The sequence below is a fragment of the Algoriphagus jejuensis genome (genome assembly GCF_039523455.1).
GTDB classification, from domain to species: domain Bacteria; phylum Bacteroidota; class Bacteroidia; order Cytophagales; family Cyclobacteriaceae; genus Algoriphagus; species Algoriphagus jejuensis.
This window is the reverse complement of sequence record NZ_BAAAFI010000001.1, coordinates 176,046-202,916: the sequence shown is the minus strand read 5'-3', so window position 1 is coordinate 202,916 and position 26,871 is coordinate 176,046. Positions and strand designations below refer to the sequence as shown.

The window sequence follows — 26,871 nt, the reverse complement described above, 5'->3', positions numbered from 1 at the left end:
GATTAAAAAGTAAACTCCCGCTTTGAGATTTAAGATAGCGTCAAAAAAACAGCGCTATTTCGCCCTTCCGAACCTCGGTCAGGAAAAAAGCTTCCCCGATTCGGGCTAGAGGGAGTCGGAAAACAAAAAAGATCCCGCATTCGAGCTGAATGCGGGACCAAACAAAAAATGGGTGACTCACAACTTTTCCCCAAGCTATCGAGGCGGATTTCCTGGTGGGGGGCCTCCAGGCCCTGAGTTGGTCAAGGCAGGAAGGATCCTAGCCAGGGCATCGTCAAACTTGCCCAACTGCTCTTCGGTACAAATCCCCCTCAGCTCTACAAAATGCGAGTAAGTAAATTCGATCTTTTCCCGGTTGATAGCCTGGATCTCGTCCAGGAGCTGTTCCCGCTCTGCCTCCGAATCTTCCTTGGTCAATTGGTCAAAATACGCGTCCATCAGATTCCTTTCCCGGTTTTCCAGCCGACTCACTTTGTCCCGGTGGTCCATCGCCATCTTATCAAATCTTGCCTTTTGCTCTTCCGAAAAACCCAAGTCCATCGCCAGTTGATCTTTGATGCCCGCCTGATTGGGCTGGAGCCGCTGTGGGGGACGTTTTGGCCCAAAATAGAACAGCACCAACAAGGCGATATTGACCACCAAGAGGATGAAGAAACCGATTCGGTAGATGGATTTATTCATGGTCGTATAGGTTAAAGTCAGTAATCAGCTGGGGGTACTCGCTGTAGGTTTCCACATTTGCCGGGGCTGTTTCTGTTGTCCATTGGGTGGAAACGACCCAAATATTGGAACAGAGCACCAAAGCAAGGGATGCGGCGATCCACAACCATCCTCTGCCGGATGACTCCTCCCGGAGGGGAAGTGTGCGTTGCCCGGCCAGTCGCTGCTGGATCTTGGAAAATCCCTCCTTGGGAGCCTCGGCCCGCTGGATTCCGTCCAGGCTGTCTAAGACCCGCTTGACCTGATCTTCTCTCTTCATATTCATCTTGACGTATTCTTTTTGTTTATCCCCCGTTCCGGGAAAAATTTTTCCAATTCCAGTCTCAAATTTGCCTTTGCCCTAGCCAGCAGCGACTCCACGGCCTTGCGGCTTTGGTTCATGATTTCCGCCACTTCCTGCTGGGGCAGTCCTTCGATCTGCGTCAGGATAAATGCCGTCTTCTGATTCTCCGACAGCTGGTCTATCGCCCGAAACAGCAGCTTGGCATCCTCCTGGTTTTCCAGCTTCACTCCCGGATGGACAAAATCCGGAGATTCGTATTTGATCTCTGCGGAATCCCTGACATAGAGGGAGGTAAAGATCCCGAAGCGTTTCTGGCTGTTCTTCTTCCTGAGAAAGTCCAGAGACTTGTTGACCGTGATTCGATAGATCCAAGTGCTGACCGAGGAGTTGAACTCGAAACGGGCCGCCGTGTTGAACACCGTCACGAAGACATCCTGCAGCAATTCCTCCGCGTCTTCGGCATTTTTGGTGTAGCTGATCAAGGTATTGTAAACCCGTCCTGAGTAGAGATGATAAAGCTGTTCCAAGGCCTCTTCGTTTCCTCCGGCAATGGATTGCAAACAGCTTTTCTCGTCTTTCATCAAGGCAAAAGTGGATGGATGAAGTAAGAAATGGGAATAAAGGCTGTTTTCCAAACGCCCTCTTGTATTTCGGGGAAAAACGGGGGAAAAAGACCTGAAACCATTTGTCCCAGGTTTTTCAGCCAGATTGTCTATCTCAAACTATCGCTTTGCAGGTAGTTGACCATCGGCAGGCTCTGCAATAATTCCGTTTCAGCCAAATACTCGATATAGGCATGGTAAATATCCCTTTTGAGTCTTGCCGTTACATTTTTTGATTTTACAAGGCTCCTTCTGAGGCGTAATTCCGCCAGGGGATTGCCGCCCTGAATTGCGTTCAGATTTTCTCCCAAACCTTCCATATCCAAGCTCTCCATCTGCTCTTGAAGGGAGTGATAGCGCTGCGTCAGTGTCCTTACTTTGGTCTTCATCAGCGAAAGCCCCGCTTCCTGTTCATCTTGGGCTTGCGTCAGCTCCCCTTGGGCTTCCAGAATGTCCAGCTTCTTCTCCGCCATCTTTCCCTTGTTGGGATTGAAAAGGGGCAGGCGCACACCCAGCCCAATGCTCCAAGGGCTTCTTTCCTGTTCGAGTCTGTATTGCTGATATTGAGCCTGCACAAAACCGATGTTCAGATTTGATTTTGCCAAAGCCCATTCCGCCGAGGCCAATTCCACCAATTTTTGCCGATAAGCAATTTCACCGTTTTCAGGCCTGGCTTCATGCCGCTGGATCCATTGCTCGATCAACTCTACAGGGACCAAACTAGCCATCGACCATGCTATATCCTGGGACTTTGCCAGGGGGAAAAGCGATTCTATTTCCTTTCTCAGAATCTCTTCCTCAAAGTTCAATTCTTCCAAATCCGCATGCTTTTCCAACAGGTCAATTTTCAAGTCGGCATAATCATCCGCATCAAAAAAGCTGGAAAACCGCTGGGCTTCGAGAATCTGGAGCAGAGACTGGGTAATCTCTTGCTCTTCCTGCTTGAGCTTCTTTTGCTCCTGAAGGTAGCTCCAGCCAATAATCGCCGCATAGTGGCGCGTCAGCAGCTCTTTCAGTTTCCGATCCTGATCGAGACCAATGACTTCCTGATAGGTCTGGAAATATTCATTGTTTCGCTTGATCTCCCAGGGGTTGGCAGGGTTGATCCTCAGGGCAAAATCCTGACGATGCGGATCCAGTTGATTGGTTTCCGTCCTGATTTCCATTCCACGTATCGGGGATAGCTTGTAGGAGTTGGTTTCCAAAAAAGCGTTTTGCTGCATTAGAGTTTGGACTTCCGGAGCCTCCAAAGCTGACCAGAGGAAATCCTCCATCGAGACTTGTCCAAAAACCGACATCGGAAGGCAGATTAATCCAAGGATGAGTCTTTTCATACATTGTTTTTCAAAGGCCATAGAAATCCCGCACGAGCTGCCTTCAAGCAGCGGCGTGGTCTTCTCAGGCTAGTTGGGTGGACTTATCGGATTAGCACTTTCTCCCCGTTGAAAAAGGTGTTCTCCTCCGGGATCTCAATAAACACCTGCTGTCCAAATGCCTGATTGGCAGTGGATTTTTGCAGGATATCAGGCAGTTCGTTGACCGAACCGTAGCCGATCACCTTGCCGGCGACGGTGTTCCTTCTCTGGTCATAGGATGACACACTGACTGGCTTGCCTACCGGAAATTCCACCGTCTTTTTTCCCACCAAATAGGCGACGACCGTGGTGGGATGCAGGGGGTTGATCTCCAGCAGAGGGGAGAAGGAGTCGACCTGCTCTCCAGGTTTGACATAGACATTCTTTACCACGCCCGGAGCGATGGCGTACTTGCTCAGCTTGCTTTTTTCCGTTTGGAGCAGTTTCAACTCACTTTCCAGCAGCTCAATTTGGTTTCTCAGGAGATGCTGCTCGGTCGCACTTTCCTGTGTCACATCCTGAATCCTAATGCCCCTGGCGTCCAAATGCATTTGCTTTTGGAGCTTGAGTGATCTGATCTTGATGGACATCGGGGAGTTTTCGCCTGCCTCTTTTTCGGTAACAAAACTTTTGGTGAGCGCCTCATTCATCTGGAGTTCGCTTTCCAGTTCCAAAATCTCCGCTTCCAGCTCCTCCAACTTGATTTCGCTTTCGGCTTTGATATAGGAGATTTCGGCCGAGGCGAGCTTCGCTTTCTCGGAAAGGTCCGACTGATGGACCGCAATCCTGTTGATGAGCTTGGCAATGTCCATCTCCAGCGCCTCACTGGTCAGCTCCACGAGGAGCTCTCCTTCTTTTACTTCCATCCCGGGCACCACATGGATAGACTTGACCAAGGCCGACTTTTCGGAGTTCACCTTGTATTCGGAGGTTTGCGCAACGCCTATGGAAGCCTCGCCACTTCCTTTGAAGTACCGGCCGCTGATGTACAGCATCGCTACCAGCATCAAGGCTATCAGATTATAAAACCAGTTCGACATAATTACTATGAGTTTGCAAGAAGTTCGTTGGAGGACAGTTTGATCTGGGAGACACCTTCTACTGCATGAAGTAGGGCGACGAGTTGGTCTTTGGCCAAGTCGGGTTTGAAGGTGACCGCATAGTGATACCGGGTGCCTTTTTCTGCACTATGCTGAATGGAAAGCTGCCGATAGTCTTTGCAAAATTCTTTGAGCAAGGAATCCACCTTTTCCAAGACCACCTGCTCCTGAATCGTCAGTATGAGCTGATTGGGATGGGAATAGCTGCGAAAAGGGGAGACATGGAGCAGGCCAGCCACCAGGCAAAACAAGATCGACCCGACAAAGGATATGGTAAAGCCATAGACTCCGATGGCCAAGCCCGTGCTCAAGGCGGCGAAGAGGAAGAGCACATCTCTCGGGTCATCGATCCGGGTTCGGAATCGAATGATGGCCATCGCACCAAAAACTCCCAGGCCTCTCGCAAGGCTATCCCCAATGGCCATCATCACCATGGTGGTCACCACCGCTCCCAATACCAGGGACTGGAAGAAGTTTTTTGGGTAATATTCCCCCGTAAAAGTGACCTTGTGCGTGATGGCGATCATCGATGAAAGCACAAAAGCCCATAGAAAGGAGTAGGTGATATTGATCAGCTGTGGGTACTCGTAGACCGGCTGATCGGGAAATAGTTCGAACATCGATGGATAGGATTTGATAAATGGAAAGGCCAAAGGGAATCCTCCTCATTTCCCGCAGAGGAAATGACCTTAATTACCCATAAAGAAGATTTGGAAAGGTGGCAAGGGTGTACAGCATTGCCACCTTTGGCGACTTGTGTCGGAATGCTAGTTTCCCAGGTAGGATTTCACCGCTGCCGCGCGGCTTGTCGCATGGGATTTCAGCGTATTCACTGCTGACTGGAAGTCAGAAGGGCTGTTCAGAAAGGTATATCCGGACACTTCTGAGATCGCATAGGGCTGTACCAAAGCTCCATACGTGGTATAAAGCTCCTGCATCTTGCCGGTTTCGAAGACGCCCTTGATCACCTCATCGACATAGGAATCATACTTCGCTTTATACACCGGGTCGGCGTAGAGGTAGCCGATCAAAGGCCACTGCGAGGCGGAAAGTCCAGAGAAGTTCAGAGGCAAGGCACCTTGCTGATTTCCTGTTTGAAGGGACTCATTGTTGTCCCAAGGGATCCAGCTCAACTTGCTGTTTTCCGGATTGTTGTAGAGGAAGTAGTTGTGGGTCATTCGTCCATAGGTGTCCCAGTTTTGGATCACCGTATTGACTGCCAGATACTTCAGGAAGACTTCTGTGTCGAATACGGTCTCCAGATCAGTTCTCCACGCTGCTGGGTCGGTAGTTCGGTTGGTGGCATGTACGACGGTAAACAGGTTTTTGATGTCTGTCCAGTCTGCTTCTTCTTCATTGTTTTCTTTGACAAAAACAGACTCGCTGAAGGTGCCTTGTGCGAAGCTTGCACCGTTGCCGTCGGGCTGATAGAGGTTGCCGTCATTGTCTGTGAACTGGGTATCAATGAGGGTATCATCGACTTCTTCCACCAAGGTATAGACGCCGAAGTATTTGGGACCTTCTCCATAGTCCACATAGACCGTGTAGAAAGCTGTGTGGGAAGCCGCCAAACCGAAGTTTCTGAAGGTATCGCCAGCTACCTTTTCGCGAAGCATGGACTTGTCATTAAAGTTGTTTTTCAAGCTCAACTTTTTGAATCCATAAAACCGCTGGTTCTTGATCTGGGGGTAGTCATCTTCAAATTCATCGAAATCCAGCTTGAAGGAAAGTTTCATATTCCCAGTGGCCCAGGTCGACGCCAAACTTGAATTTCCCTTAAATCGAATCCCGACGCGGTACCATTCCTTGCCTTGGTAGAAAACTTCCGCCGGAACAAAGCTGGGGTCTTCCGAGGAAAAGGAATTGCCTCCAGCCCTCGAACCAAATGGACCATAGATGCTGGTCATATTGCTGAGCATGCTTTTCCAGCGGGCATTGGTAATCACCAAGTCGATCCGCTTGACGGTATTGTCCTGGAAGACCTCGCCAAAGTCGGGGTCGGCGTCGTTGCTGTGCGTGGCCGTGGTCCAGTCCGGAATGTCAAAGTCAGTATCTGTGAGGGTTTCGCCGGCTGTTTCTTCCAGAGGATCGGTATCCTCGGGCGAGCATGCCAGGAGGGAAGCGAGGAGAACTAAGGGCAAAAGGAATTTTCTCATGTCTTTTCAGATAAGTTGGTTACCGATAAAGACGCCAAGTGTCTGGCAATCCCTCGCGGACTCTGTGTTTTATTTTAGTGGGTGGAAAAAATTAAAGCCTAGATTTTTAGATCCCGACAGATAGGTATGAACAAATTGACTGGAAGGTCCTTTCGTGGCAGGCAAAAAAGAGCAGGACAGAGGATTCTCAAAACCAAATCGCCTTCCTGCTGTGTGGTTTCATCAAAGACTTACAGGGTCTTTCGGAGCGTTTTTACATCCTCGATCAATTGATTGATGGAAGTCGTGTTTAGTCCGTTGTAGATTCCCCTGATCTGCCTGTTGCCATCAAGCAAAATAAAATTCTCTGTGTGCAGGAAATCGTCTGGACTTTTCATCAGGCCCAAGTCTTCCTCTGCGAAGTATGCATCTCTGCCCAGGGTGTAGATTTCAGCTCTACTTCCGGTGAGTAGGTGCCATTTGCCCGGTACGATTCCTTTCTCCTCCGCATATTCTTTCAAAACAGCGACGCTGTCATAGACCGGAGTGACCGAATGGGAAAGCAAGATTACTTCGTCGTCTTTCAAAAATTCATTTTGGACCAAGGTCATATTTGCTGTCGTTTTGGGACAGATCCCCGGACAGGAAGTGAAGAAAAAATCAACGATTGAAATTTTACCGGTGATGGATTTTTCGGTGATTTCTTCACCTGATTGGTTGATCAGGGAAAACTCCGGGATTTGGTGAAAATCGGCAGGCAGGGAACCTTCCTCATACCAAATGGGAGTAAAAGTCGCTTCTTCGTAGTAGGGCAAAAGACTTGCACTGCCAGTTTCCACTTTTTCAGCTTTGCTACAGGATGTCAGTATCAAGGCTATCATCCAGATTTTCAACAGACTCATTGGTGATTTTTTCATCGCTTAGTGAATAGCACAGGTTGGACCGCTTCATTCCGTAAATCCGGTCATTCTTTACTTCAAAGTTGGCGTAGATCTTCCCGTTCTGAAGCCACGCCTGCTGTATCCCTTCAGGCTTCCCATCCTTGACCGTGGTCAATCTGGCTATTTGTCCCGTAGCGTACCAGGACTTTTGCACACCGGTCACCACCCCATAGTCAAAATAAGCCTCACTGCTCATCACGCCATTGGGCCACCAAGTTCTTTTGCTTCCTTGGATTTTGTTGGCGGAATAGCTCATTTCGCTTCCCATCACGCCATTTTCAAACCATTGTTGGGCTGGACCTTCTTTCTTTCCTTGGTAGTATCCGATTTTTTCTTCCATGCCTCCGTTGTCGTGGTAGGTGATCGCGTAGCCGTTGAAGGGCTCGTTTTCGTAGTACCATTTCCCTTCGTTTGGGTGAAGGACAAGATCCGCTTTGGGTACGTACACCTCAGGAATCGGGGGATCCGCCGTTTTTTCAGAGCAACTGCCCAGCAGTACAAGGAAAGCCCAAAGGATCAAAAGTTTAGTTGATTCGGCTTGGCGTTCCCTGATACCTTCCGGCAAAAAGGAGATAGTATTGGTTGAGATAAAGTTCATTTTCGATGTGGTAGTGATATTCTATGTCAGGGGAGTGTTGGGTGAAAGTCGAGTGACCGCCAGATTCGTCCAGGTCAGTAGGATGATCTCCTGTGGCGTGGCATTTTCTTCCGTATAGAAAGAAACCATCCGCCATTATTCCCACGAGGTTTTCATCGTCGTTTGTCCAGGCTTTGGGCTCCAAATGGTAGTGATATTGCCCAGGGCCAATGTGTCCGCCGGTATAGTCCAATGAAGAGGCTGCCTGGCCCAAAGGCCCATTGCCTTCCTGATCATTGAAGATGTAAGCGCCGCTGATCGCTATCCCGATGGCCCCTAAACTGGTGGAAGTGGTGGAGCTGGCTATTTCCGGATTCGCCGCAACTCTCAATGTCGCTGCTCCATTGAAGTTTGGAATGATAGACGGCGTCAACTGCACATTGGGTTCGGCTTGATAGAGTTCATGGCCTAAACCCCAATAGACCGTCTTGTGGTTGGGAAGGCCATTGGTTTCGACCACGACATTATAACCATCCAAGTATATTTCCGTGTTTTCTGGATCGAATTCTGCAAAGGCCGGGTGGAGCTCAGAGACGATCTCTCCCTCCGCGGACTCTCTATCTTTGCAGGAGTTGGCCATGAGCAAAATGAGGAGTGGAATAGAGGTGAGTTTTATCAGATGATGTTTACGCATGATTGGATCGATTTTATCTTAACCCTTAGACGCGGGAAATAAGTCTATCCCTCGGGCTGGGTAGTTTTTTTTTAGAAAATGGTTTCGGAACTGTGCAAGGCTTAAAGGACGAGGGCGCTTGGGGACTGGGCTTTACACCAATGGATTTTGGGGCAAAGATTTTTGTCCTAACTTCCAGAAAAACATTTTCCTGCTATGAAAAAGCTTTTTCTGATCCCTCTGGCCCTGATCTGGGCATGTTCTCCCAGCCCTGATACGGAAAAGGAATCCAGAACCTTCGTTGAGCTCGACGGCATCGACTCCACCATCCGACCCGGCGACAATTTCTTCATGCACGTCAACGGCAAGTGGTACAACTCCGCCGAAATCGATGCCGACCAGGTAGGAGTGGGCTCTTATTCTTTTCTGAACATCCCCCAGAAAAAGCTGCTCGAAAGCATCCTGGAGGAGGTTTCGGCGGAAGAGCATCCAGCAGGAAGCATTGAGCAGAAAGTCGGCGACTTCTATGCCTCAGGCATGGATACCGAGGCCATCAATGCCAGAGGCTTTGAACCCATCCAGCCCAAACTGGCACAAATCGAGGCGATAGCTTCTTTGGCCGATTTGGAAGAATACCTCGTCTCCGAACTCCAGCACACCAGCGAATCCCTCATCGGGCTTCGCATCTCTCCGGATGACCAGAATAGCACCATCAACATCATCCATCTCAGCCAGACTGGCCTGGGGCTGCCCGATCGGGATTATTATTTCAAAAGTGATTCCTCTACGCTGGGCATCCAAAAGGCCTACCATACCTACCTCGCCACGCTTTTTGAGTTGACAGGCAAAAGTCCGGAGGCCGCCGAAGCCGCGGCATCCAAGGTGTATGGCATCGAGAAGCAGCTGGCGGAATCCCACAAAACACGGATTGAGCGCCGGGTGGTGAAGGAAAACTACCACAAAGTTGCGGTAGCAGACTTGGACAAAAAGCAGGGAAATATTGGCTGGAACGGCATTTTTGAGGGCTTGGGCTTAAAGGCCGACTCCCTGGATATTCGCCAGCCGGCCTATTACGACAAGCTCAACGGGATGTTGAAGACGGTTTCTCTGGAGGACTGGAAGACTTATCTGGCCGCGCACACGCTTACCGAATACGCCAATTACCTGAGTTCGCCCTTTGAAAAAGCCGCTTTCGAATACACCAAGGTGGTTTCTGGTCAGTCCAAGCAGTTGACCCGCGCCCAACAGATGGTGCAGCAGGTAGATCAGCAGCTGGGATTTGATCTCGGCCAGCTGTACGTGAAGCGACACTTTGACGAAGAAGCCAAGCAAAAGGTGCTGGACTTGGTCAACAACCTCCAAAAGGCCTTTGAACAGCGCATCAACAACCTGGACTGGATGAGCGACAGCACCAAGACTCAAGCCAAGGAAAAGCTCTATTCCATCACCAAAAAGATCGGCTACCCTGACAAGTGGCGGGAATATCCCGTGGCTATAGACCGGGGAAAGTACTTCGAAAATGTGCTCGCGCTGCGAAAGGACAATGCGCGCTACCAGTTGGAAAAATTCGGAAAAGCACCGGACAAGACGGAGTGGGGGACTACCCCGAGTACGGTGACCGCTTACTACAATCCTTCGCTGAATGAGATCGTATTTCCGGCAGGCATCCTCCAGTATCCTTATTTTGACCCCAATGCCGACGATGCGATCAACTATGGCGGTATCGGCATGGTGATCGGGCATGAGCTCACGCATGCATTTGATGATCAAGGGGCGCAGTTTGACAAGGAAGGAAACATGAAAAACTGGTGGACAGCGGCGGACTACGAGAAGTTTAAAGCCAAAACCCAACTCTTGATCGATCGCTACGACGGCTTCACGGTCCTGGATTCTGTGCATGTCAAAGGTGCCATGACGATCGGAGAAAATACGGCTGATAACGGCGGGATCTACATCGCCTACGATGCCTTCAAGCTCACCGAACAGGGACAGGATACGACGCGAATCGATGGGCTGACTCCGGACCAGCGGCTTTGCTATTCCATCGCCCGTATCTGGAGAGTCAAAACCAGAGATGAGTTTATGCGGGCCTACGTCAATACCAATTCCCATTCCCCGGCCATGTGGCGTGTGAATGGGCCGCTGATGAACTTTGAACCTTTCTACGCAGCCTACGGAATTCAACCCGGCGACGCCAACTACAAAGCGGAAGAGGAGAGGATTAAAATTTGGTGATAAGCTGGAAGAACGGAGACCGAAGACGGAAGTGCTTCAGTCTCCAATCTTTTAAACCTCCTCATTAAACTTCCTCATCAATTGATAAGTAAACTGAATGATCTCCTTGTAATTATCTTTGGTGATTTTTTCATCGATTCCATGAAAACGGGTCATGGCGTCAGGAGAAATTCGAAGCGGATAGTAGCGATATACGCCGTCGGAAATCCCGTAAAAGTGCCTCGCATCCGTGCCTCCTCCAATCAAACCCGGTACAACCACAGAGTTTGGAAACACCGAGCGGATGGTAGATTCTAACAACTTATAGGCTTCGGAATCAATCGGAGAAGCAGGCGAAGGGTTCGTCAAGTGACCAGCCGGCTCCACGCGGATTTTATCACTGACGATGTTTTCGATATGCGCCTGTACAGATTCGATAGTTTCTCCGGGGAGTATTCTAAAGTTGATTGTCGCTTCGGCAACCGTCGGAATTACGTTGTTTTTCACCCCGCCTCCGATGATCGTCGGTGCGGTGGTCGTGTGTGAATTCAAAGCTTCGAGTATTTGTCCTTTTAACAGCCAAGTATTGGCAAAAGCCATTTTCTGAACAAAGGGCATCTCAGGTCCTAGGTAGTCGATTTGATACTGAACCGGATCGGCCATTCTGTAGGGAAGTTGGTTGTTTTCCAGATCAACAATGGCCTGAGCGAGCATACCGATGGTGTTTTCGCGGGGAGGGGCGGAGCTATGCCCGCCTTTGGTTTCGACAATTAGTCTGAAAGAGGCAAAGCCCTTTTCCGCCACATTGATCATAGAGACAGGCTGATCGATACCGGGAACCATCCCTTCGGCAATCATTCCTCCTTCGTCCAAGGTGAACGCTGCCTGCACACCCTGCTGAGCAAGATATTCAGCAATCTTACCGGCACCTTTTGCTCCACCGACTTCCTCGTCATGCCCAAAAGCAAAATAGATCGTCTGCACGGGAGCAAAACCTTCTTTAAGTAGCATCTCTGCACCTTCGAGAAGTGCCATCAGGGAAGATTTGTCGTCCATTGTACCTCGGCCTACAATGTGGTCTGCGGTGATTTTTCCCTCAAAGGGTGACGCTTCCCACATTTCCAGAGTTGGGACATCCACCGGCACGACATCTTGATGAGACATCAGGATGATTGGTTTTTTGGAGGAGTCTGAGCCGTCCCATTTATACAGCAAGCTGTATTCGTTGATTTTGGTCAGCGTCATTTTCTCGTGCACGAGCGGGAAAGCCTCTGCGAGAAATGCATGGAAGCCGTTGAATGCTGCGGAATCCGGAATCGCTTCTTCACTGAAAGAGATGGTTTGAAACTGCACGGCTTTCGAAAGGTTTAAAAACACCTCGTCCGAAATGGATACAAGTTCAATTGGCTGCGGATCTACCTGCTTCGAATTCAAGCGTAGTGTGTTGAAAAGGACAACGATTACCAGAATTAGGGCTAAAGCGAGAATGGTCAGGAAGATTTTTCGGATCAATTTCATAAAAGGGAGTTTTATCGATTAGGATGGCGGTAAGTGAATATAAAACAGATGAGACAGAAAAATAGAATCCTTGCGGGAAAAACCAAAATTTTAGCTGATGATTGGAATTTGGGTGAAAACCAAGATCTGTGAATGGATCTTTCCCCATATTTGCAGCAAGAAAAACCAAGCACCAGAATGAAGAATCATGTTTGATGGGCCCAATTACCCCAAACCGCTAAGTGAGTCACTTTTTCAATCTTGGCTAGAAGATGGTCGATCGAGTAAGATTGGCTATCATTTTCTGCTGATTGTCTGGAATGTCTATGATGAAAAATACGACCCGGTGTATGTGGAAGAGCGCGCAGCGATTGCCGACTATGAACTCTACCCAAATGCCAAGGGTTCCGAAGCGCTGATTGCGGTGTATGATTTGTATTCGGAGTCGAGGGTTGGGGTGTAGAAAAAAGTGTCTACAGAACTAGGGTCGACTGCAAAATTGTTCGGGGACTAGCGCCTATAGTAGCCCAGAAAATTGTTTTTCAGAAGCTGACTTGGACATCCTCGAAGAATGAAAGAAGGTGAACTAAAAAAAGCCTTTGAGAAAAACTCCATATCGTTCCGTAGTTTTTAATGAAAAAATCGCTCATCGAATGACCCGACGAGCGATTTTTGTTTTTAGCGAATCCTTCGAAGCTCAAGAAAAACCTCGAAGTATTGCGGGGGCACTGAGCCTACCGAAGGGCTGATCACTGAGAGTGAACACTGATCACTGGCATTCGATCACTGAGACTGAGCATTGGAACTCTCTGCTTTAAGCTGCTCATCTTCATCAGCCAAACCAGCCGCGATAAAGGTCTCGATCTCAGGGTTTCTCGCTTGACCTTTGTTCAGCAACACGCCCAAGGTGATCATCGCACCGATCCGGGTTCCGACTTTTTTTGTTGCAGTCTGGAATAGAGGCTCAAGCTCTTCGTAGCTCACTTCCTCCGCCAATCTCGCAATATCCGCTCTGGCCGCTGCGAGCTTGTCACCGGAGAGGTTGGTATATTTCTTGGCGATCTTCTGGATCTCATTTAGCGCACTTCGCTGGCCTTGTTCGGTTCCACCGCCTATATTCACCGGCTTTGACTGACTGGATGAGGTAGTAGGGGAAGGAGCGGGGTTCTGCTTGGCCCAAGAGTCACGCAACCCCACGGTTTTGTTGAAGACCAATTTTTCAGCAGTTGAGTCTTTGTCCACCGTAAAGTAACCCAAACGCTGAAATTGAAACTTATCCCCAACGTTTGCTTCTTTCAGAAAAGGCTCTAAATAAGCTTCTTGGATCACTTTTAGCGAGTCTGGATTGACAAATTCCATGAAGTTTTTGTCCTCATGACTGTCGGGAGCTTCTTCCAAAAACAGTCGGTCGTACTCCCGAACTTCCGCTTTGATGGCATGTTGAATCGAAACCCAGTGAAGCGTGCCTTTTACCTTTCTGGTGCTGGCTTCCGTACCACTTCCCGACTTTGAATCCAGGTCAGCTGTGCAATGAATCTCGGTGATGTTTCCCTCAGCATCCTTTACAAAGGACTCGCCCTTGATGATGTAGGCGCTTTTCAGCCGTACTTCATTTCCCAGAGTCAAGCGGAAAAACTTGTTTCCAGCATCCTCTTTAAAGTCTTCTCGCTCAATGTAGAGTTCTCCTGAAAATGGCAACTCGTGCGTACCTGAGTTCGGATCTTCCGGATTGTTCTCGGCTTCCAGAATCTCTGTTTTTCCCGCAGGGTAATTGGTGATCACCAGCTTCACCGGATCCAAGACACCCATCACACGGGTGGCAGTTTTGTTTAGATCTTCGCGGATGCAATACTCCAAAAGCGAAACGTCCGTCACAGAATCTCGCTTAGAGATCCCGGAGAGCTCACTGAAATGTCGGATTGACTCCGGTGTATAGCCTCGTCGTCTTAAGCCGGAGATCGTCGGCATTCGTGGGTCGTCCCAGCCTGTCACTGTGTTGGTCTGCACGAGTTCGAGCAGCTTGCGCTTGCTCATCACCGTGTAACTCAGGTTTCTGCGCGCAAATTCCCGCTGTTTCGGCCTCAGGAGACTTGGGTCATAGATTTGATCTAAAAACCAATCGTACAATTCACGGTGAGGCTTGAACTCCAAGGTACACAGTGAATGTGAAATCTGCTCGATGTAATCCGACTCGCCGTGCGTCCAGTCGTACATCGGGTAGATCACCCAATCGGTGCCGGTGCGGTGGTGGGCCTTTTTCACGATTCGATACAAGATCGGATCGCGCATCAGCATATTCGGTGAAGCCATATCTATCTTGGCCCGAAGCACATAGCTTCCTTGCTCAAACTCACCGGCTTTCATCCGCTCAAACAGCTCTAAATTCTCTTCCACAGAACGGTCACGGTGTGGGCCAGCCACTCCGGGCGTCGTTGGCGTACCTTTTTGCTCAGCCATCGCTTCGGCGGATTGCTCATCCACATAGGCTTTGCCTTCCTTAATCAGCTGTATCGCCCAGTCGTAGAGCTGCTGGAAATAGTCGGAAGAATAGCATTCGGTCGCCCACTGGAAGCCCAGCCATTGGATGTCGCGCTTGATCGCGTCGACATATTCCTGCTCTTCCTTGGCGGGATTGGTATCGTCAAAGCGAAGGTTGACAGGCGCTTGGTGCTGCTCGCCAAGTCCGAAATTCAGGCAAATGGAGGCCGCATGGCCGATATGTAGGTAGCCGTTTGGCTCTGGAGGAAAACGAAACCGGAGTTTCTCCGACGGAAAGCCAGCGGCGAGATCGTCTGCAACGAGTTGTTCGATAAAATTTAAGGAGGCGGATTCTTCAGTCATAACTCAAAATGGAAGCTCGAAATTAAGGCAAATGGATGTATTTGCAACCCAAAGGCGAAAAAGCCTGATCCTCAAAATTTGCAATCTTCAGGTCCTATCAACAGATTTTCAATCTGCCTTTTACCTATCGGATTAAAAAATCCTAGGATTGTGCACTCGACATTACAATTGTCTAACAACGGATGGTGGCACTCAATCACTTCTCATATGATCCACGGGATTCGCATTTGCTGCGCGAAAGGTCTGGGAGAAAATCGTGGTAAGGCCCAAGACTGCCAACAAAAAAACGCTGATCCCGATTTCTGCAAATCCAACGGAAATGCTGTAGTACTGCATTTGAACCAGAAGGGTTGAGAACAAAAAATAAATCACAGGCACGGTGACCACTGTGGCGATCAACAGAAGCATCAGAAAATCTCTCGAAAGCATAAAAACGACACGTTCGGTTGATGCCCCCATCACTTTTCTGATACTAACTTCCTTCAGTCTATTGCCGATCGTAAACGCAACTGTTCCCAGCAATCCGATGGATGCCACGGTGATAGCCAATAGTCCGAGAAAGCCCCACAGCTTGATCACTACAAAATAAAAACTATAGGCGTCACCGATTTCATCTTCAAAATACTGGGCCTTCACTTTGTGATTGCTGCCAAGGGCTTTCCAGGTGTTTTCTATTTTAGTCAGGTCATCAAATCGATTGGTCAGGGGCATACTGAGATTTGCGTATTGAAACTCATTCGGATCAGAGGTGAAGAAAAATGAACCAATGGGCTTTCGCAGACTCGTATAATGAAAGTTCTTCACCACCCCGATTATCGAAACTTCCTTGTTGTCATTTAGCAGTAAGGTCTTTCCAATAGCAGAAAACGAATCGTCCAGGTCGAAGCTCTTCACCATCTCTTCGTTGATGATGATATGACGCGCATTGCTCGCTTGATCAGCACCGAAGTTCTCGCCTGCAATCAATTGAAGACCAAAATTGCCGATGAAATTTTCATCAATTGAAATCGTAGCGACCGCAACAGAATCCTGCCGCCTATCATCCTTGACAAACTTCTCAGCACTGTAATCCAGCCCCAGAATATTGGACGACATCGAGATCGATTGAACCGTCGCCAACTTCCCGAATTCATTCCTGAACAGTTGGGGCTTAACGTCCTGCAACGCAACATCAAGGATATTCTCCTGGCGAAAGCCGAAATCATAGTTCATTGAATACCGATATTGTTGCAGCATGATCACCACGGCCATAATAAACCCGAGAGACATCGCATATTGAACGGTAAGCATGATCTTGCGGCCCGGCAGACGAAACTTCCGCGTAGGAATCGTCACCGTGGACTTCAGGGCATTGATCGGTTTGATTTTTGAGAAATACAGGGCTGGCACAATTCCGGCCAGCACCCCAACCAACAGTGCAAAAAGCACAAAACAGACAAGGATTACCAAATCCGGAGTCATATCCATCGAGTCAGCTTCTGCCAGCATTTTGTGAAATTCACCTCGGATCAATTCAAAGAAAAAGTAGGAGAAAAACAACGCGATCAACATGCTCAGCGTAGTTTCCATAATGAATTGAAAAAAAATCTGCCGCCGCTGACCACCCATTACTTTGCGAACTCCGATCTCCTTCGTCCTCTTGAGTGATTGGGAAATCGACAGATTTACATAGTTGGAGCAGGCGGGAATCAGGATGACCAAGGTAGTCAGTCCTACCAGCAAGATGGAAAGATGATCCCAGCTGGGGCCGATCGCATTGTAAACCTCTATTCCCGGCACGATGTCATTCAGTGGCTGAATCGAAAAACTCGCCTGGAAACCGTCTTTTGGATAGCGATCATCGGCAACGTGCTTCAGGAAACGATCCACAGCATCCGAAGAAGAGCCCTCGGGCAAGAGAAAATACACGTACGAGTTCAAAAAACTCGTCCAGGATGCGTCGTTGGGCAACTGATTGTTTTTCGCGCTGGATTGCAACGTGGAGTAAGAAGCAAGCGCTCCAAATGTAAGGTGGGAGTTTTTTGGCACATCTTTCAAGACCCCGGTAACGGTCAGCTCTCCAAAAGGCGGTATGGTCAACACTTCCCCGATAGGATCCTTGCTGCCAAAGATCTTTTCAGCCTCTTTTTCGGTGATCAAGATGCTGTTCGGGTCTTTCAAGGCTGTGGCCGAGTTGCCTTTTGCCAGCGGGAAATCGAACACCTCAAAAAATTCCGGTTCGGTGAAATAGCCGTTGATCGGCATTTTCTTCTCCTCATAAGCTGCCTCGCCGTTTAAAGAAGCTCGAATAGAAACCACTTTTTCTATTCCTGAAAACTCATCTTCCAGAATAAACCCGAGATCCGAAGGTGTAGATGCGTAAATGGGATTGTTAACGTCATCATGGACTTGGGTGATGACGCGGTAGATCCGGTCACGTTTGGTATGAAAATTATCATAACGGTAAATAAATACCGTGATGGCGATGAACAGCAGCGACAGCGACATCCCAAGCGCGAGTCCGAAGATGTTTAATCCCGCATAGAACTTGTTTTTTGCGAGGTTGCGGACGGAAGTTTTAAAGTAGTTGGGAAGCATCACGAAGCTTAGGGTACTGGAGTAAGGGTGGTAGGCCGCCCTGCGTTTTCTTTGGCGCAGCGCATAGGAAAAAATCAAGGAGAAGATCCGCTGCCAATACTTCAATTTGGCTCTGACAACAGAATACTTTTCCAGGTCGGAATAGAAGAGCTCTTCGACATCCCCGTGAAGATCCTCGACAGAAGCCCGCTCACAAAACCAGAGGAATAGGCCGTCGGCAAGCCTTGGAGGCTTAATTTCAGGTTTCATATGATTACAAATTCATTTTAAAGGCCATATGGAATCTCGCATTGCTTAATATTCTGCCGGTATGTGAGTTGTTCGCTAAGCTTAACTTCATTTGGTCAGCGACAGATTATGAGAGGCTGCGACCCAAAGGTCATCTCTGAGATTTTTCATTTGGTGAAGTGCAATCTTGCCGGTTTGAGTCACTTCGTAAAAGCGCTTGCTTCTTCCTCCTCGCTCCTGTGTCGGTTCGCCTAGGTGGGAAGACAGGTATCCTTTCTCTTCCAGACGCGTGATCGTTGAGTGAAGCGCACCGATGCTGATCGACCGGGAGGTGCGCTCGTCGATGTAGGTTTTGATGCTTACGCCATAGGCGTTGTCCAGCAGAGATGCGATGGTCAGCAGCACCAATTCCTCAAATTCTCCAAGATATCCTTTCATACGTTTGAATTAATGCTGCAATTAGGGAATAAGTTTTTGATATGTTTCTATTTTTAAGGTTAAATCGTATTGAGATTTTTTGGGAGGAGTGGGGAAGGAGAAAAGATGAATCGATTAAGGTCCGATTTGGATGTGTGGGGGTCGGAATAAAAAAAGGACTTTCGTTTTGGCTATTTAAATTGAAATAAGAAAGCATTTCCAAACACAGGGTCTGATTTGGATGATGACACAGCTTAGCAGTCGGTTTTCATTGATGATAAAAATGATGACGATAACTTTTTTTCTTCTTGGGTGTTCTTAAAACAAACCCAAGCTTATGTTCTCATTTTTCAAAAAAAACCCAATTCACGCCCTCGAAAATAAGCGCAAAAAACTGCTCGAAGAGGCCATGCAGGTGCAGCGATCAGGAGACTTACGATTGTATGCGGTTAAAATGGAAGCGATCAATGAGTTGGAAACCGAACTCGAAACGCTCAGATCGAAAGATTCAAAGATGTAAATGCAGCTGAAAGGAACAATTTGACGGGTCAGTGGTTGTATTGCAATGGCAAACATCCTTATCGTAGGCTGCTCTTCGGGAATCGGTGCAGCACTTTCAAATCAATTAATCGCAGACGGTCATTCGGTTTTTGGGACCTATCACAGCATGTCAATCAGTGAATCTGGCTTCGCCAAGATCCAACAACTCGATGTGCTGGACGAATCCTTGGATTTTAGTTTCGTTCCAGATGAGTTGGATGGCTTGGTGTATTGTCCCGGCGCCCTCAATTTGAAGCCTTTTGCCCGGATCAAGCCGGCGGATTTCATCGCTGACTATCAATTGCAGGTGCTGGGAGCAGTGAAGGCGATCCAAGCCTGCCTGCCGAAGTTGAAAAATGCCTCCAATCCTTCAGTTGTCCTTTTTTCCACGGTCGCAGTGCAGACAGGCTTTAACTTCCACTCGATGGTCGCATCTTCCAAAGGGGCTATTGAAGGATTGACAAAGGCGCTGGCGGCGGAATTTGCACCAAAGATCCGAGTCAACTGCATCGCCCCATCGATTACCGACACACCGCTGACGGCAAGTCTTCTTGGCAGTCAAGAGAAAAAAGACGCCAATGCCCAACGCCATCCCCTCAAAAAAATTGGAAAGCCTGAAGATTTAGCGAATCTGGCTGAATTTCTTTTACTTGAAAAGTCTAGCTGGATGACGGGTCAGATTATCCATTCAGATGGTGGCATATCCAGCTTGAAAGTGTAATCGATTTCTTTATGAAAATCCTACTCACAGGCGCTACAGGTTACATTGGCCGAAGATTACTTCCGGTCTTGGTGGAAGAAGGCCATCAAGTAATCTGTCTTCTGCGCGACAAGCGGAGATTTGACTGGGAAGATTTTTCAGAGGAGTTTCTCAAAAATGTGTCTGTGGTCGAGGCAGATCTCAACGATCTCGGTTCGCTGAAGAAAGTGACCAAAGACGTCGACGTCGCCTACTATCTAGTGCACTCGATGAGTTCATCCGACCCTAATTTCACTGATCTCGAGGCAAAGTCAGCAGAGAACTTTGTGCACTATCTCAACGGCACGACCTGCAAGCACCTCATCTACCTGAGTGGAATCGTCAACGACGCCGATCTATCCGACCACCTGCTTTCCCGCAAAAATGTGGAGGATATCCTGGGAAAAGCCAATGCACCGCTCACCGTCTTGCGGGCGGCAATCATCATCGGATCGGGCAGTGCTTCTTTTGAGATCATTCGGGATCTGGTCGAAAAGCTCCCAATGATGATCGCGCCAAAATGGCTCAACACACGCTGCCAGCCTATTGGCATCCGAAATGTGGTCGAGTATCTGAATGGCATAAAGATGAAGCCCAAAGCCTTTGATCAAACTTTCGACATCGGCGGGACAGAGATCCTCACTTACAAACAAATGCTGATGGGCTTCGCCAAAGTGCGGGGCCTCAAGCGGGTAGTCATCACAGTTCCCGTTTTGACACCGAAACTCTCTTCCTTGTGGCTTTTGCTGGTCACTTCGACCACTTTTTCCCTGGCCAGAAGTTTGGTCAGCAGTATGAAAAATGAAGTCGTCTGCCGAGACAATCGGATTCTGGAGATCGTACCAATCAAGTTAAATGACTACTCAGAAGCATTGCAACTTGCATTTGACAAGATCAGTCAGAAGAACGTCGTTTCGACTTGGAAGGACTCCATCTCGATCTACGGCATCTCGAATTATTTTAAGGAAAACATGCAAGTGCCCTCGCACGGGGTGTTCACGGATCAGCGCTCAGAACCATTTACGCGAGACAGGGAAGAAGTCATCGACAATATTTGGTCCATTGGAGGCAATCGAGGATGGTACTTTGGCAATTGGATGTGGAACATCCGGGGTTCGATTGACATCCTCGTAGGAGGAGTAGGCATTCGCCGGGGACGACGAAGCGACACGGAATTGTGGGCTGGAGAAGCCCTTGATTTCTGGCGCGTGCTGGTTGCGGACCGAGCCAATGGCCGCTTGCTTCTGTATGCCGAGATGAAACTACCGGGCGAAGCCTGGCTGGAATTTAAGATCAAGAAAGAGGGTGGAAAAACTGTCTTATTGCAAACTGCTACGTTTCGGCCCCTTGGGTTATGGGGTCGGGTATATTGGTACTCGGTCTTGCCGTTTCACTGGTTGATCTTTCCCAAAATGATTAAAAATCTAGTGCGCTCGTAAACCTGGCCAAAATCCACCTATCCACATTTCAATTTTAAGATCCTCGAATTTTGATTGAGGGAGTTGAACACAGAATAGAAAAAGTCCCGGGGAGAATAAACCGGACTAAAAATCCTAGTATTGGTCGTTGGATTTTGCAATCGTTCAAAAGAGTACATCACAGCGGTGCGGCATCTTTTAAGAAAGAAAAAAACAACGGATAGCTTTTCCGTTTTGGCTGCAATACGTCCAGCGGGGAATGAATGGACGTGACGCCAAAACAAATGGAAGGGAATTTGTTTAAAGTCTATTTAGTTTTAAACAGATTAATAATCCAATCCCAAGCCTTTCGTTTATCGAATCACATCAGAAATCCTATAATAGAGGATTCGAATTTGAAAAAGTCGAACAGCGGATCAGTTGAATAATTTGCTTAAAATCATTTCTTGTTATTTGATCTCAAGCAAAAACACAGCATTTTTCACTTCTTATAATTTTAAAGAAAAGATCTCAAAACAATGAACGCTCACCTAACTTATTGGCAATGATCACATTTATATGGATTTCACTGGCCCTTTTGACAACCTGGTTTTGCATTGAGCTCACGAGAGATTTTCTAAAGCATAAAAATAGGTTGGAGCCGGTGAGCTGGATCAAAACTACAGTTATTGGGTTCGTGGTCAATTTTTTTGATGTATTGGGCATCGGAGCTTTCGCTCCCCAGACAGCCTTATTGAAATTCACCAAGCAAACCGAGGACAAGGTGATCCCAGGGACGATGAATGTGGCCAATACACTTCCTGTCTTGTTTCAAGCCTTAATCTTTATCACAATTATTGAAGTCGACGCCTTGACGCTTCTGCTCATGCTTGTATCTGCAGCGCTCGGTGCCGTGGTGGGAGCAGGAGTGGTATCGAAACTCTCGGAACGGAAGATCCAATTGACCATGGGATTTGCATTGTTGGTTACGGCAATTTTTATGATAGCCCGTAATCTGGAATGGATTCAAGGTGGGGGTGATGCAATTGGTCTTCAGGGCGGGAAATTGCTCATTGCGGTCGTCGGCAACTTTTTCTTGGGAGCACTCATGACCGCTGGTATCGGACTGTATGCACCATGCATGGCCTTGGTTTTTGCCTTAGGCATGTCACCCCAAGTTGCCTTTCCCATCATGATGGGTTCTTGTGCTTTTTTGATGCCGCCGGCCTCGATTCGTTTTATCCGTGAAGGTGCATACAACAAGAAAGCCGCCATTGCCATGGCTATACCGGGCGTAGTAGCGGTGTTAATTGCAGCATTGTTGGTGAAATCATTGCCTTTGGATATTCTCAAATGGGTCGTAATTGCAGTGATTTTGTATACTGCTGTGGTGATGCTCAGAGCGGGTTTTCCTAAAAGGGATTTGAGATTAGAGGTCGAAGAAATTTGATCTAGGAGTAGCTGAATATTTCATCCGGGTCGCCATACTTTCTTGCCAGGCTAATAGATCACGCTTCTTTAAACGATCTGCGCGACAAGCCAATGATACAGTGACGCCAACGATACAGCGACCGTCTTGGATCTTTTGGGTTTTGTTATATAATTTATATTATGTTAAATACAATTTTTTACCCTTCCCTTTCCCGATTCTTTTTTATCTTTCCCGACAGCAGTCTTCCGGCAACCACCACCTTTTAGTCTATGAACAACTGGCTTCCCCGATTGGGATTATACTTTGGCCCTATAGCTTTTCTTTTGATCTTTTTTTTTGCAGAGTCTCCCGGCTTGAATCCTGAAGCCAAAGCCATGCTGGCGCTCACCGTTTGGATGGCTATCTGGTGGATCACCGAAGCGCTTCCTATTGCTGGCACGGCTCTGCTGCCGTTGATCCTGATGCCTATCCTTGGAATCCTAAACATTGCACCCGTCTCTGCGAACTACATGCATCCCACGGTGATGCTGTATATGGGCGGCTTTCTTCTCGCTACCGGCATCGAGAAATGGGGCCTGCACCGCCGGATCGCACTTAACATAATAAATTTATTAGGAACTGACCTGCGCATGATCGTCATGGGTTTCATCGCTGCCACGGGATTGCTGTCCATGTGGATCTCCAACTCGGCCACTGCCCTGATGATGTTGCCTATTGGCTTGGCTGTGGTCAGTCAATTCAAAAACCAATTGGGCGACAAAAATCACAACCTCGCTGATAGCTTGGGCAAAAATATCATGCTGGGGATTGCCTACTCCGCCTCCATTGGTGGTATGGCTACGCTCATCGGCACGCCGACCAACGCGATTCTTTCCGCCGTCATCAAGCAGCTTTACAACTATGAAATCGCCTTCAATGAGTGGATGCTTTTCGGACTTCCATTCTCTCTTATCCTACTGATTATCTGTTGGTATTACTTGGTGACTTACGGTAATAAATTACCCGAAAATTTCAAGATGGACGGCGGGAAGTCTGTGATCTCAGGTCAGCTAAATGCGCTTGGTAAGATCACTTTCGAAGAGAAGACCGTTCTGATTGTATTTGGACTGGTCTGCTTTTCCTGGATCACCAGAAGCTTTTTGCTGGCTCCTTTTATCCCGGGGCTCGACGATACGATCATCGTCTTAATAGGCGTAGTATTGCTTCTGCTTCTCCCCTCCTCCAAGAAAGGCGAACGCATTTTGGATTGGAAGACAGCCGAAAAAATTCCCTGGGGTGTGCTGATACTTTTTGGTGGTGGTTTGGCACTGGCGGAAGGCTTCAAAGAAACTGGTTTGGCTGAATGGCTTGGACAGAAATTCACACTGATCGACGGTGTCGGTTTCTTTGTGCTGCTGTTGATCATCATCGCCTCGGTCAATTTCCTGACGGAAGTGACTTCAAATGTCGCTACAGCGTCCATGCTGTTGCCGATCCTAGCCTCCGTCGCGATCAAACTTGATCTACATCCATTTGGACTGATGGTTGGTGCTACCTTGGCTGCGAGTTGTGCTTTTATGCTTCCCGTGGCCACGCCACCGAACGCAGTGGTTTTTGGCTCCGGGTATCTTCAGATGAAAGACATGGTAAAGGCCGGCATTTGGTTGAATATCCTTTCCATCTTTATCATTACGGTGATGGTGTATTTTATCCTGCCTTGGCTGTGGGGAATTGAGTTGCAGAAGTATCCGTTTTAGACAAATCACAGCAGAATTTTTTATTACCACTGGAAAAAGCCAGAGTGGTAATACTGGGAGATCCTTTTTGTATCGCAAAGACTAGCAAAGCTTTTTATGCTCTTGGCTTCATAAAACGATTCATCTCAATCGCAGAAATCAAGTTCATAATCAGCCTTTTATAGAGTGATAAGGAAAAGCCAAAGCTTTTCTCCCCCAGGTCAACCTCGATGTGGGGACCAGCTATCGCGAACCATTTCCGATGGACTGGTAATCCATTAAACTTTCCAACACGGATTGTAAATCCCACAATACGACTTCGAAATTGGCAATTTTAAAGAGCGGAGCCCTTTCACCTATCCCGGTCAATTTTTCAATTTTCAAATCTTCCTATTTTTCATTCTCGATCATTCCAGCCCAGAAACCGCCCGTTTCGTCACATTTTTTTGAAGCGGGCTCTTGCGCGCCCTAACCTTGTTAAAACTTTCAGACGAAAACTAAACCAACTCTTTTAAGCCTTCCAGTCCCAAACCCATGCCGGCATCAACAAAAAGAAAACCCGAAAAGACGACCGTATTCTACCTCATCATTGCGGCTGCGTTACTCTACAACCTCTTTTTGCTTTTTGCCTCTGATGAAAAAACCAACGCCAACCTCACCATCGAAAATGAATTCACTACATCAACCCTCACTAAATAGTCTTTACCTTTCACCCATGAAATCCAAAAGCCTCGATTTCCGACAGATCGAATGGTGGATCGTCACCACCGCCTTTCTATCCATCATTCTTTTCAATTTATTTGGTTTCCGGCCCAGTTTCCACGAGTCATCCGGTTATGAGATTTTTAAATATGTCGCACGACTGGCCGTTCCCTTGACCCTATATGTGGCCTTTCATTTAGTCCACATGGTCTTACTTCCAAAGTATGAGCGCGACCAAAAACCAGCTTTGCCGATCACTTTCACTATCCTTATAGCAACCGTTTCCTTACTGATCTGTGCGCTACTTGCCTATAACACTGATCTGACCCGTGCACCCTTTCCTACGTTTTATCTCGGCGTAGTTGGTATCTATGTCTGCTACCTGATCGCCGCTTACATCCTGGAGCAGGCACTCACTCCTCCTAGAATCCGGGATTTTCAGATTTACAACATCCTCCGATTGGTGTTCATTTATCTGTTTACCATCCTGTTTTTGATTCAGTTGCTGATCATTACCAATCCAGGTCCGCTGATCGTGCTTGGAATGGTTGTACCCGGGCTCATCTTTCTGAGCTTGTACTATTTCTATTTGGTGTACCAAAACAGACAAGCCGGCAAGATAAAACGCGCCCGATGGTTCAACTGGGGGCTAATGGCAATGATTCTCTTTGTGTTTTTTGTGATCTCTACTGAAAGTAATAAGGAAGAAATCTTTTTCCTTGGGGGCATTCCGACGGTCGCATTCCTTCAGGTCATCCTATTTCCGCTTGCCAATCTTATTTTCAAGAAATACGATTCCTACATGGGAAAAATCTTCACCCTTACCAACCAGGTGGATCAGGGAACAGCGGGAATGGATTTTCTCCGCTCACAGATCAATCCGCACTTTCTTTTCAATGCGCTGAACACACTATATGCAAGTGCTTTGATAGAAAATGCCGACAAAACGGCCGACGGCATCCAAAAGCTGGGCGACATGATGCGCTTTATGCTTCATGAAAACCAACTGCCGCGAATCCCGCTTTCCCGCGAGATCGATTATCTGAGAAACTACCTGGATCTGCAGATGCTTCGCTTCGGCAATCAGGCCAACCTCGAACTGGACATTCAGATCCAAGACGGAACCTGCCATGGCGAAATCGCCCCGATGTTGCTGATTCCTTTTGTCGAAAATGCCTTTAAACATGGCATCTCTGCCAAAGAAAAATCATGGATCCGTCTGAATTTGAGGTGCATTTCCGGATCGGTTCACCTGGATCTGGTCAACAGTGTGCATCCTGAAAAGCCCGTGGCCGAAAAATCAAGGGAAGAATCAGGAATCGGTCTGGAAAATGTCAAAAGCAGACTAGCGATGCTTTATCCTGAGCAGCATCAACTCAGTATCATTGCCAATGATTCAGATTTCTTTGTCCATCTTTCTGTTCAAATCCACTCCTGATGCTTAAGGCTATTGCCATCGACGACGAATCCTTTGCGCTGGAAGTTATCAAGTCGCACGCGTCCAGAGTGCCTTTTTTGGAGCTTGGAGCCACTTTTACTGATGCAGTTTTGGGTCTGGAGTACCTCAAGTCCAACGCCGTGGATTTGGTTTTCCTGGACATCAACATGCCTGACATTTCGGGAATTGATCTGGCCGCTTTGGTTCCCAAGGAAACTCTCGTTGTTTTTACCACTGCCTATTCCGACTATGCAGTCAAGGGATTTGAGCTAGACGCGCTGGACTATCTACTGAAGCCTTTCAATCTGAGTCGTTTTCTCAAAGCCTGCCAAAAGGCCCAGGAATGGATTGACCTGAAGCCAAAAAACGAAAGCGCCTTCCTCTTTGTCAAAACCAGCGAGGGGCAAATCCGGGTCGATTTCAGCGAGCTGTTGTACTGTGAGTCTCAGGGCAACTACGTCACCTTTCAGCTGGAAGATCAAAAAATCCTGAGTCGAATGACGCTTTCCGAAACCGAGCGCCTACTACCTCCCTACTTTATCCGGACACATCGCTCTTTTCTGGCAAATATCAATAAGGTGTCAAAAGCCGAAAGGCATCAGCTTCATATCAACGGCTTCAAAGTGCCGATCAGTTCATCCTATCTAGATCCGGTGATGGAAAAGCTGAAAGCGGGACAGTGATCGGCACTTCGACAAGCTCAGGGACCCGTTTCAGTGGGTAGTGATCAGTTTCAATTTTAGTCGTG

At 47.9% G+C, this 26,871-nt stretch carries 24 protein-coding genes; 10 read left to right on the top strand and 14 right to left on the bottom strand.

Features of this window, described 5'->3' with window-relative positions:
* Positions 1–195: 195 nt before the first annotated feature.
* From ABD031_RS00835 to ABD031_RS00790, 10 genes are all read right to left on the bottom strand, one after another.
* Positions 196–681, bottom strand: coding sequence for a hypothetical protein (locus tag ABD031_RS00835; protein ID WP_343847892.1), 486 nt, complete (start codon positions 679–681; stop codon positions 196–198).
* Positions 674–985: a hypothetical protein gene (locus tag ABD031_RS00830; protein WP_343847891.1), complete on the bottom strand. Its 312-nt coding sequence runs from the start codon at positions 983–985 to the stop codon at positions 674–676. Before ABD031_RS00830 ends, ABD031_RS00835 begins: the two co-directional genes overlap by 8 nt.
* Positions 982–1,638, bottom strand: coding sequence for an RNA polymerase sigma factor (locus tag ABD031_RS00825; RefSeq protein WP_343847890.1), 657 nt, complete (start codon positions 1,636–1,638; stop codon positions 982–984). Before ABD031_RS00825 ends, ABD031_RS00830 begins: the two co-directional genes overlap by 4 nt.
* A gap of 77 nt (positions 1,639–1,715) precedes the next feature.
* Positions 1,716–2,939 carry a TolC family protein gene (locus tag ABD031_RS00820; RefSeq protein WP_343847889.1) on the bottom strand — a complete coding sequence of 408 codons (1,224 nt, stop codon included), beginning with the start codon at positions 2,937–2,939 and terminating at the stop codon, positions 1,716–1,718.
* Between the two features lie 83 nt (positions 2,940–3,022).
* Positions 3,023–4,000, bottom strand: coding sequence for an HlyD family secretion protein (locus tag ABD031_RS00815; RefSeq protein ID WP_343847888.1), 978 nt, complete (start codon positions 3,998–4,000; stop codon positions 3,023–3,025).
* Between the two features lie 5 nt (positions 4,001–4,005).
* The gene (locus ABD031_RS00810; RefSeq protein WP_343847887.1) at positions 4,006–4,680 is read right to left on the bottom strand and encodes a DUF4956 domain-containing protein; all 675 of its coding nucleotides are present in this window, start codon (positions 4,678–4,680) and stop codon (positions 4,006–4,008) included.
* A gap of 147 nt (positions 4,681–4,827) precedes the next feature.
* Positions 4,828–6,216: a CotH kinase family protein gene (locus ABD031_RS00805; protein ID WP_343847886.1), complete on the bottom strand. Its 1,389-nt coding sequence runs from the start codon at positions 6,214–6,216 to the stop codon at positions 4,828–4,830.
* A gap of 230 nt (positions 6,217–6,446) precedes the next feature.
* The gene (locus tag ABD031_RS00800; RefSeq protein WP_343847885.1) at positions 6,447–7,112 is read right to left on the bottom strand and encodes an SCO family protein; all 666 of its coding nucleotides are present in this window, start codon (positions 7,110–7,112) and stop codon (positions 6,447–6,449) included.
* Positions 7,048–7,656 (bottom strand): toxin-antitoxin system YwqK family antitoxin, encoded by a 609-nt coding sequence (locus tag ABD031_RS00795; protein WP_343847884.1) that lies wholly within the window; start codon positions 7,654–7,656, stop codon positions 7,048–7,050. Before ABD031_RS00795 ends, ABD031_RS00800 begins: the two co-directional genes overlap by 65 nt.
* A 4-nt stretch (positions 7,657–7,660) precedes the next feature.
* The gene (locus ABD031_RS00790) at positions 7,661–8,407 is read right to left on the bottom strand and encodes a YHYH protein (RefSeq protein WP_343847883.1); all 747 of its coding nucleotides are present in this window, start codon (positions 8,405–8,407) and stop codon (positions 7,661–7,663) included.
* 195 nt (positions 8,408–8,602) lie between these two features.
* On the opposite strand from ABD031_RS00790, the gene ABD031_RS00785 reads away from it, so the two are divergent.
* Positions 8,603–10,621, top strand: coding sequence for a M13 family metallopeptidase (locus ABD031_RS00785; protein WP_343847881.1), 2,019 nt, complete (start codon positions 8,603–8,605; stop codon positions 10,619–10,621).
* A 51-nt stretch (positions 10,622–10,672) separates the two neighbouring features.
* Here ABD031_RS00785 and ABD031_RS00780 read toward each other — a convergent pair whose 3' ends face one another.
* A complete protein-coding gene (locus tag ABD031_RS00780) occupies positions 10,673–12,118 on the bottom strand; it encodes a M20 family peptidase (protein WP_343847880.1) in 1,446 nt (481 codons plus the stop codon).
* Between the two features lie 187 nt (positions 12,119–12,305).
* On the opposite strand from ABD031_RS00780, the gene ABD031_RS00775 reads away from it, so the two are divergent.
* Positions 12,306–12,560 (top strand): hypothetical protein, encoded by a 255-nt coding sequence (locus ABD031_RS00775; protein WP_343847879.1) that lies wholly within the window; start codon positions 12,306–12,308, stop codon positions 12,558–12,560.
* Between the two features lie 320 nt (positions 12,561–12,880).
* Here the strand turns inward: ABD031_RS00775 and ABD031_RS00770 are convergent, their stop codons facing one another.
* The 3 genes from ABD031_RS00770 to ABD031_RS00760 all read right to left on the bottom strand — a co-directional run bounded on the left by ABD031_RS00770 (position 12,881) and on the right by ABD031_RS00760 (position 18,181).
* Complete coding sequence (locus ABD031_RS00770; RefSeq protein ID WP_343847878.1) at positions 12,881–14,938, bottom strand: glutamine--tRNA ligase/YqeY domain fusion protein; 2,058 nt, start codon at positions 14,936–14,938, stop codon at positions 12,881–12,883.
* A gap of 192 nt (positions 14,939–15,130) precedes the next feature.
* Positions 15,131–17,764, bottom strand: a complete 2,634-nt coding sequence (locus tag ABD031_RS00765) for an ABC transporter permease (RefSeq protein WP_343847877.1) — start codon at positions 17,762–17,764, stop codon at positions 15,131–15,133.
* An 87-nt stretch (positions 17,765–17,851) separates the two neighbouring features.
* Positions 17,852–18,181 (bottom strand): PadR family transcriptional regulator, encoded by a 330-nt coding sequence (locus ABD031_RS00760; RefSeq protein ID WP_343847876.1) that lies wholly within the window; start codon positions 18,179–18,181, stop codon positions 17,852–17,854.
* A gap of 316 nt (positions 18,182–18,497) precedes the next feature.
* Here ABD031_RS00760 and ABD031_RS00755 point away from each other — a divergent pair, with 316 nt between their 5' ends.
* From ABD031_RS00755 to ABD031_RS00720, 8 genes are all read left to right on the top strand, one after another.
* Entirely contained in the window at positions 18,498–18,680 is a 183-nt protein-coding gene (locus ABD031_RS00755) for a DUF6435 family protein (RefSeq protein WP_343847875.1), read from the top strand.
* 45 nt (positions 18,681–18,725) lie between these two features.
* The gene (locus ABD031_RS00750; RefSeq protein ID WP_343847874.1) at positions 18,726–19,421 is read left to right on the top strand and encodes an SDR family NAD(P)-dependent oxidoreductase; all 696 of its coding nucleotides are present in this window, start codon (positions 18,726–18,728) and stop codon (positions 19,419–19,421) included.
* 11 nt (positions 19,422–19,432) lie between these two features.
* Positions 19,433–20,878, top strand: a complete 1,446-nt coding sequence (locus tag ABD031_RS00745) for an SDR family oxidoreductase (protein ID WP_343847873.1) — start codon at positions 19,433–19,435, stop codon at positions 20,876–20,878.
* Between the two features lie 523 nt (positions 20,879–21,401).
* Positions 21,402–22,286 (top strand): sulfite exporter TauE/SafE family protein, encoded by an 885-nt coding sequence (locus ABD031_RS00740; protein ID WP_343847872.1) that lies wholly within the window; start codon positions 21,402–21,404, stop codon positions 22,284–22,286.
* 251 nt (positions 22,287–22,537) lie between these two features.
* Complete coding sequence (locus ABD031_RS00735; RefSeq protein WP_343847871.1) at positions 22,538–24,004, top strand: SLC13 family permease; 1,467 nt, start codon at positions 22,538–22,540, stop codon at positions 24,002–24,004.
* Between the two features lie 513 nt (positions 24,005–24,517).
* A complete protein-coding gene (locus ABD031_RS00730) occupies positions 24,518–24,682 on the top strand; it encodes a hypothetical protein (protein ID WP_343847870.1) in 165 nt (54 codons plus the stop codon).
* 16 nt (positions 24,683–24,698) lie between these two features.
* Complete coding sequence (locus tag ABD031_RS00725; protein ID WP_343847869.1) at positions 24,699–26,123, top strand: sensor histidine kinase; 1,425 nt, start codon at positions 24,699–24,701, stop codon at positions 26,121–26,123.
* On the top strand, positions 26,123–26,806 hold the full coding sequence (locus tag ABD031_RS00720; protein ID WP_343847867.1) for a LytR/AlgR family response regulator transcription factor: 684 nt from the start codon (positions 26,123–26,125) through the stop codon (positions 26,804–26,806). The genes ABD031_RS00725 and ABD031_RS00720 overlap by 1 nt, the downstream gene beginning before the upstream one ends.
* Positions 26,807–26,871 lie beyond the last annotated feature (65 nt).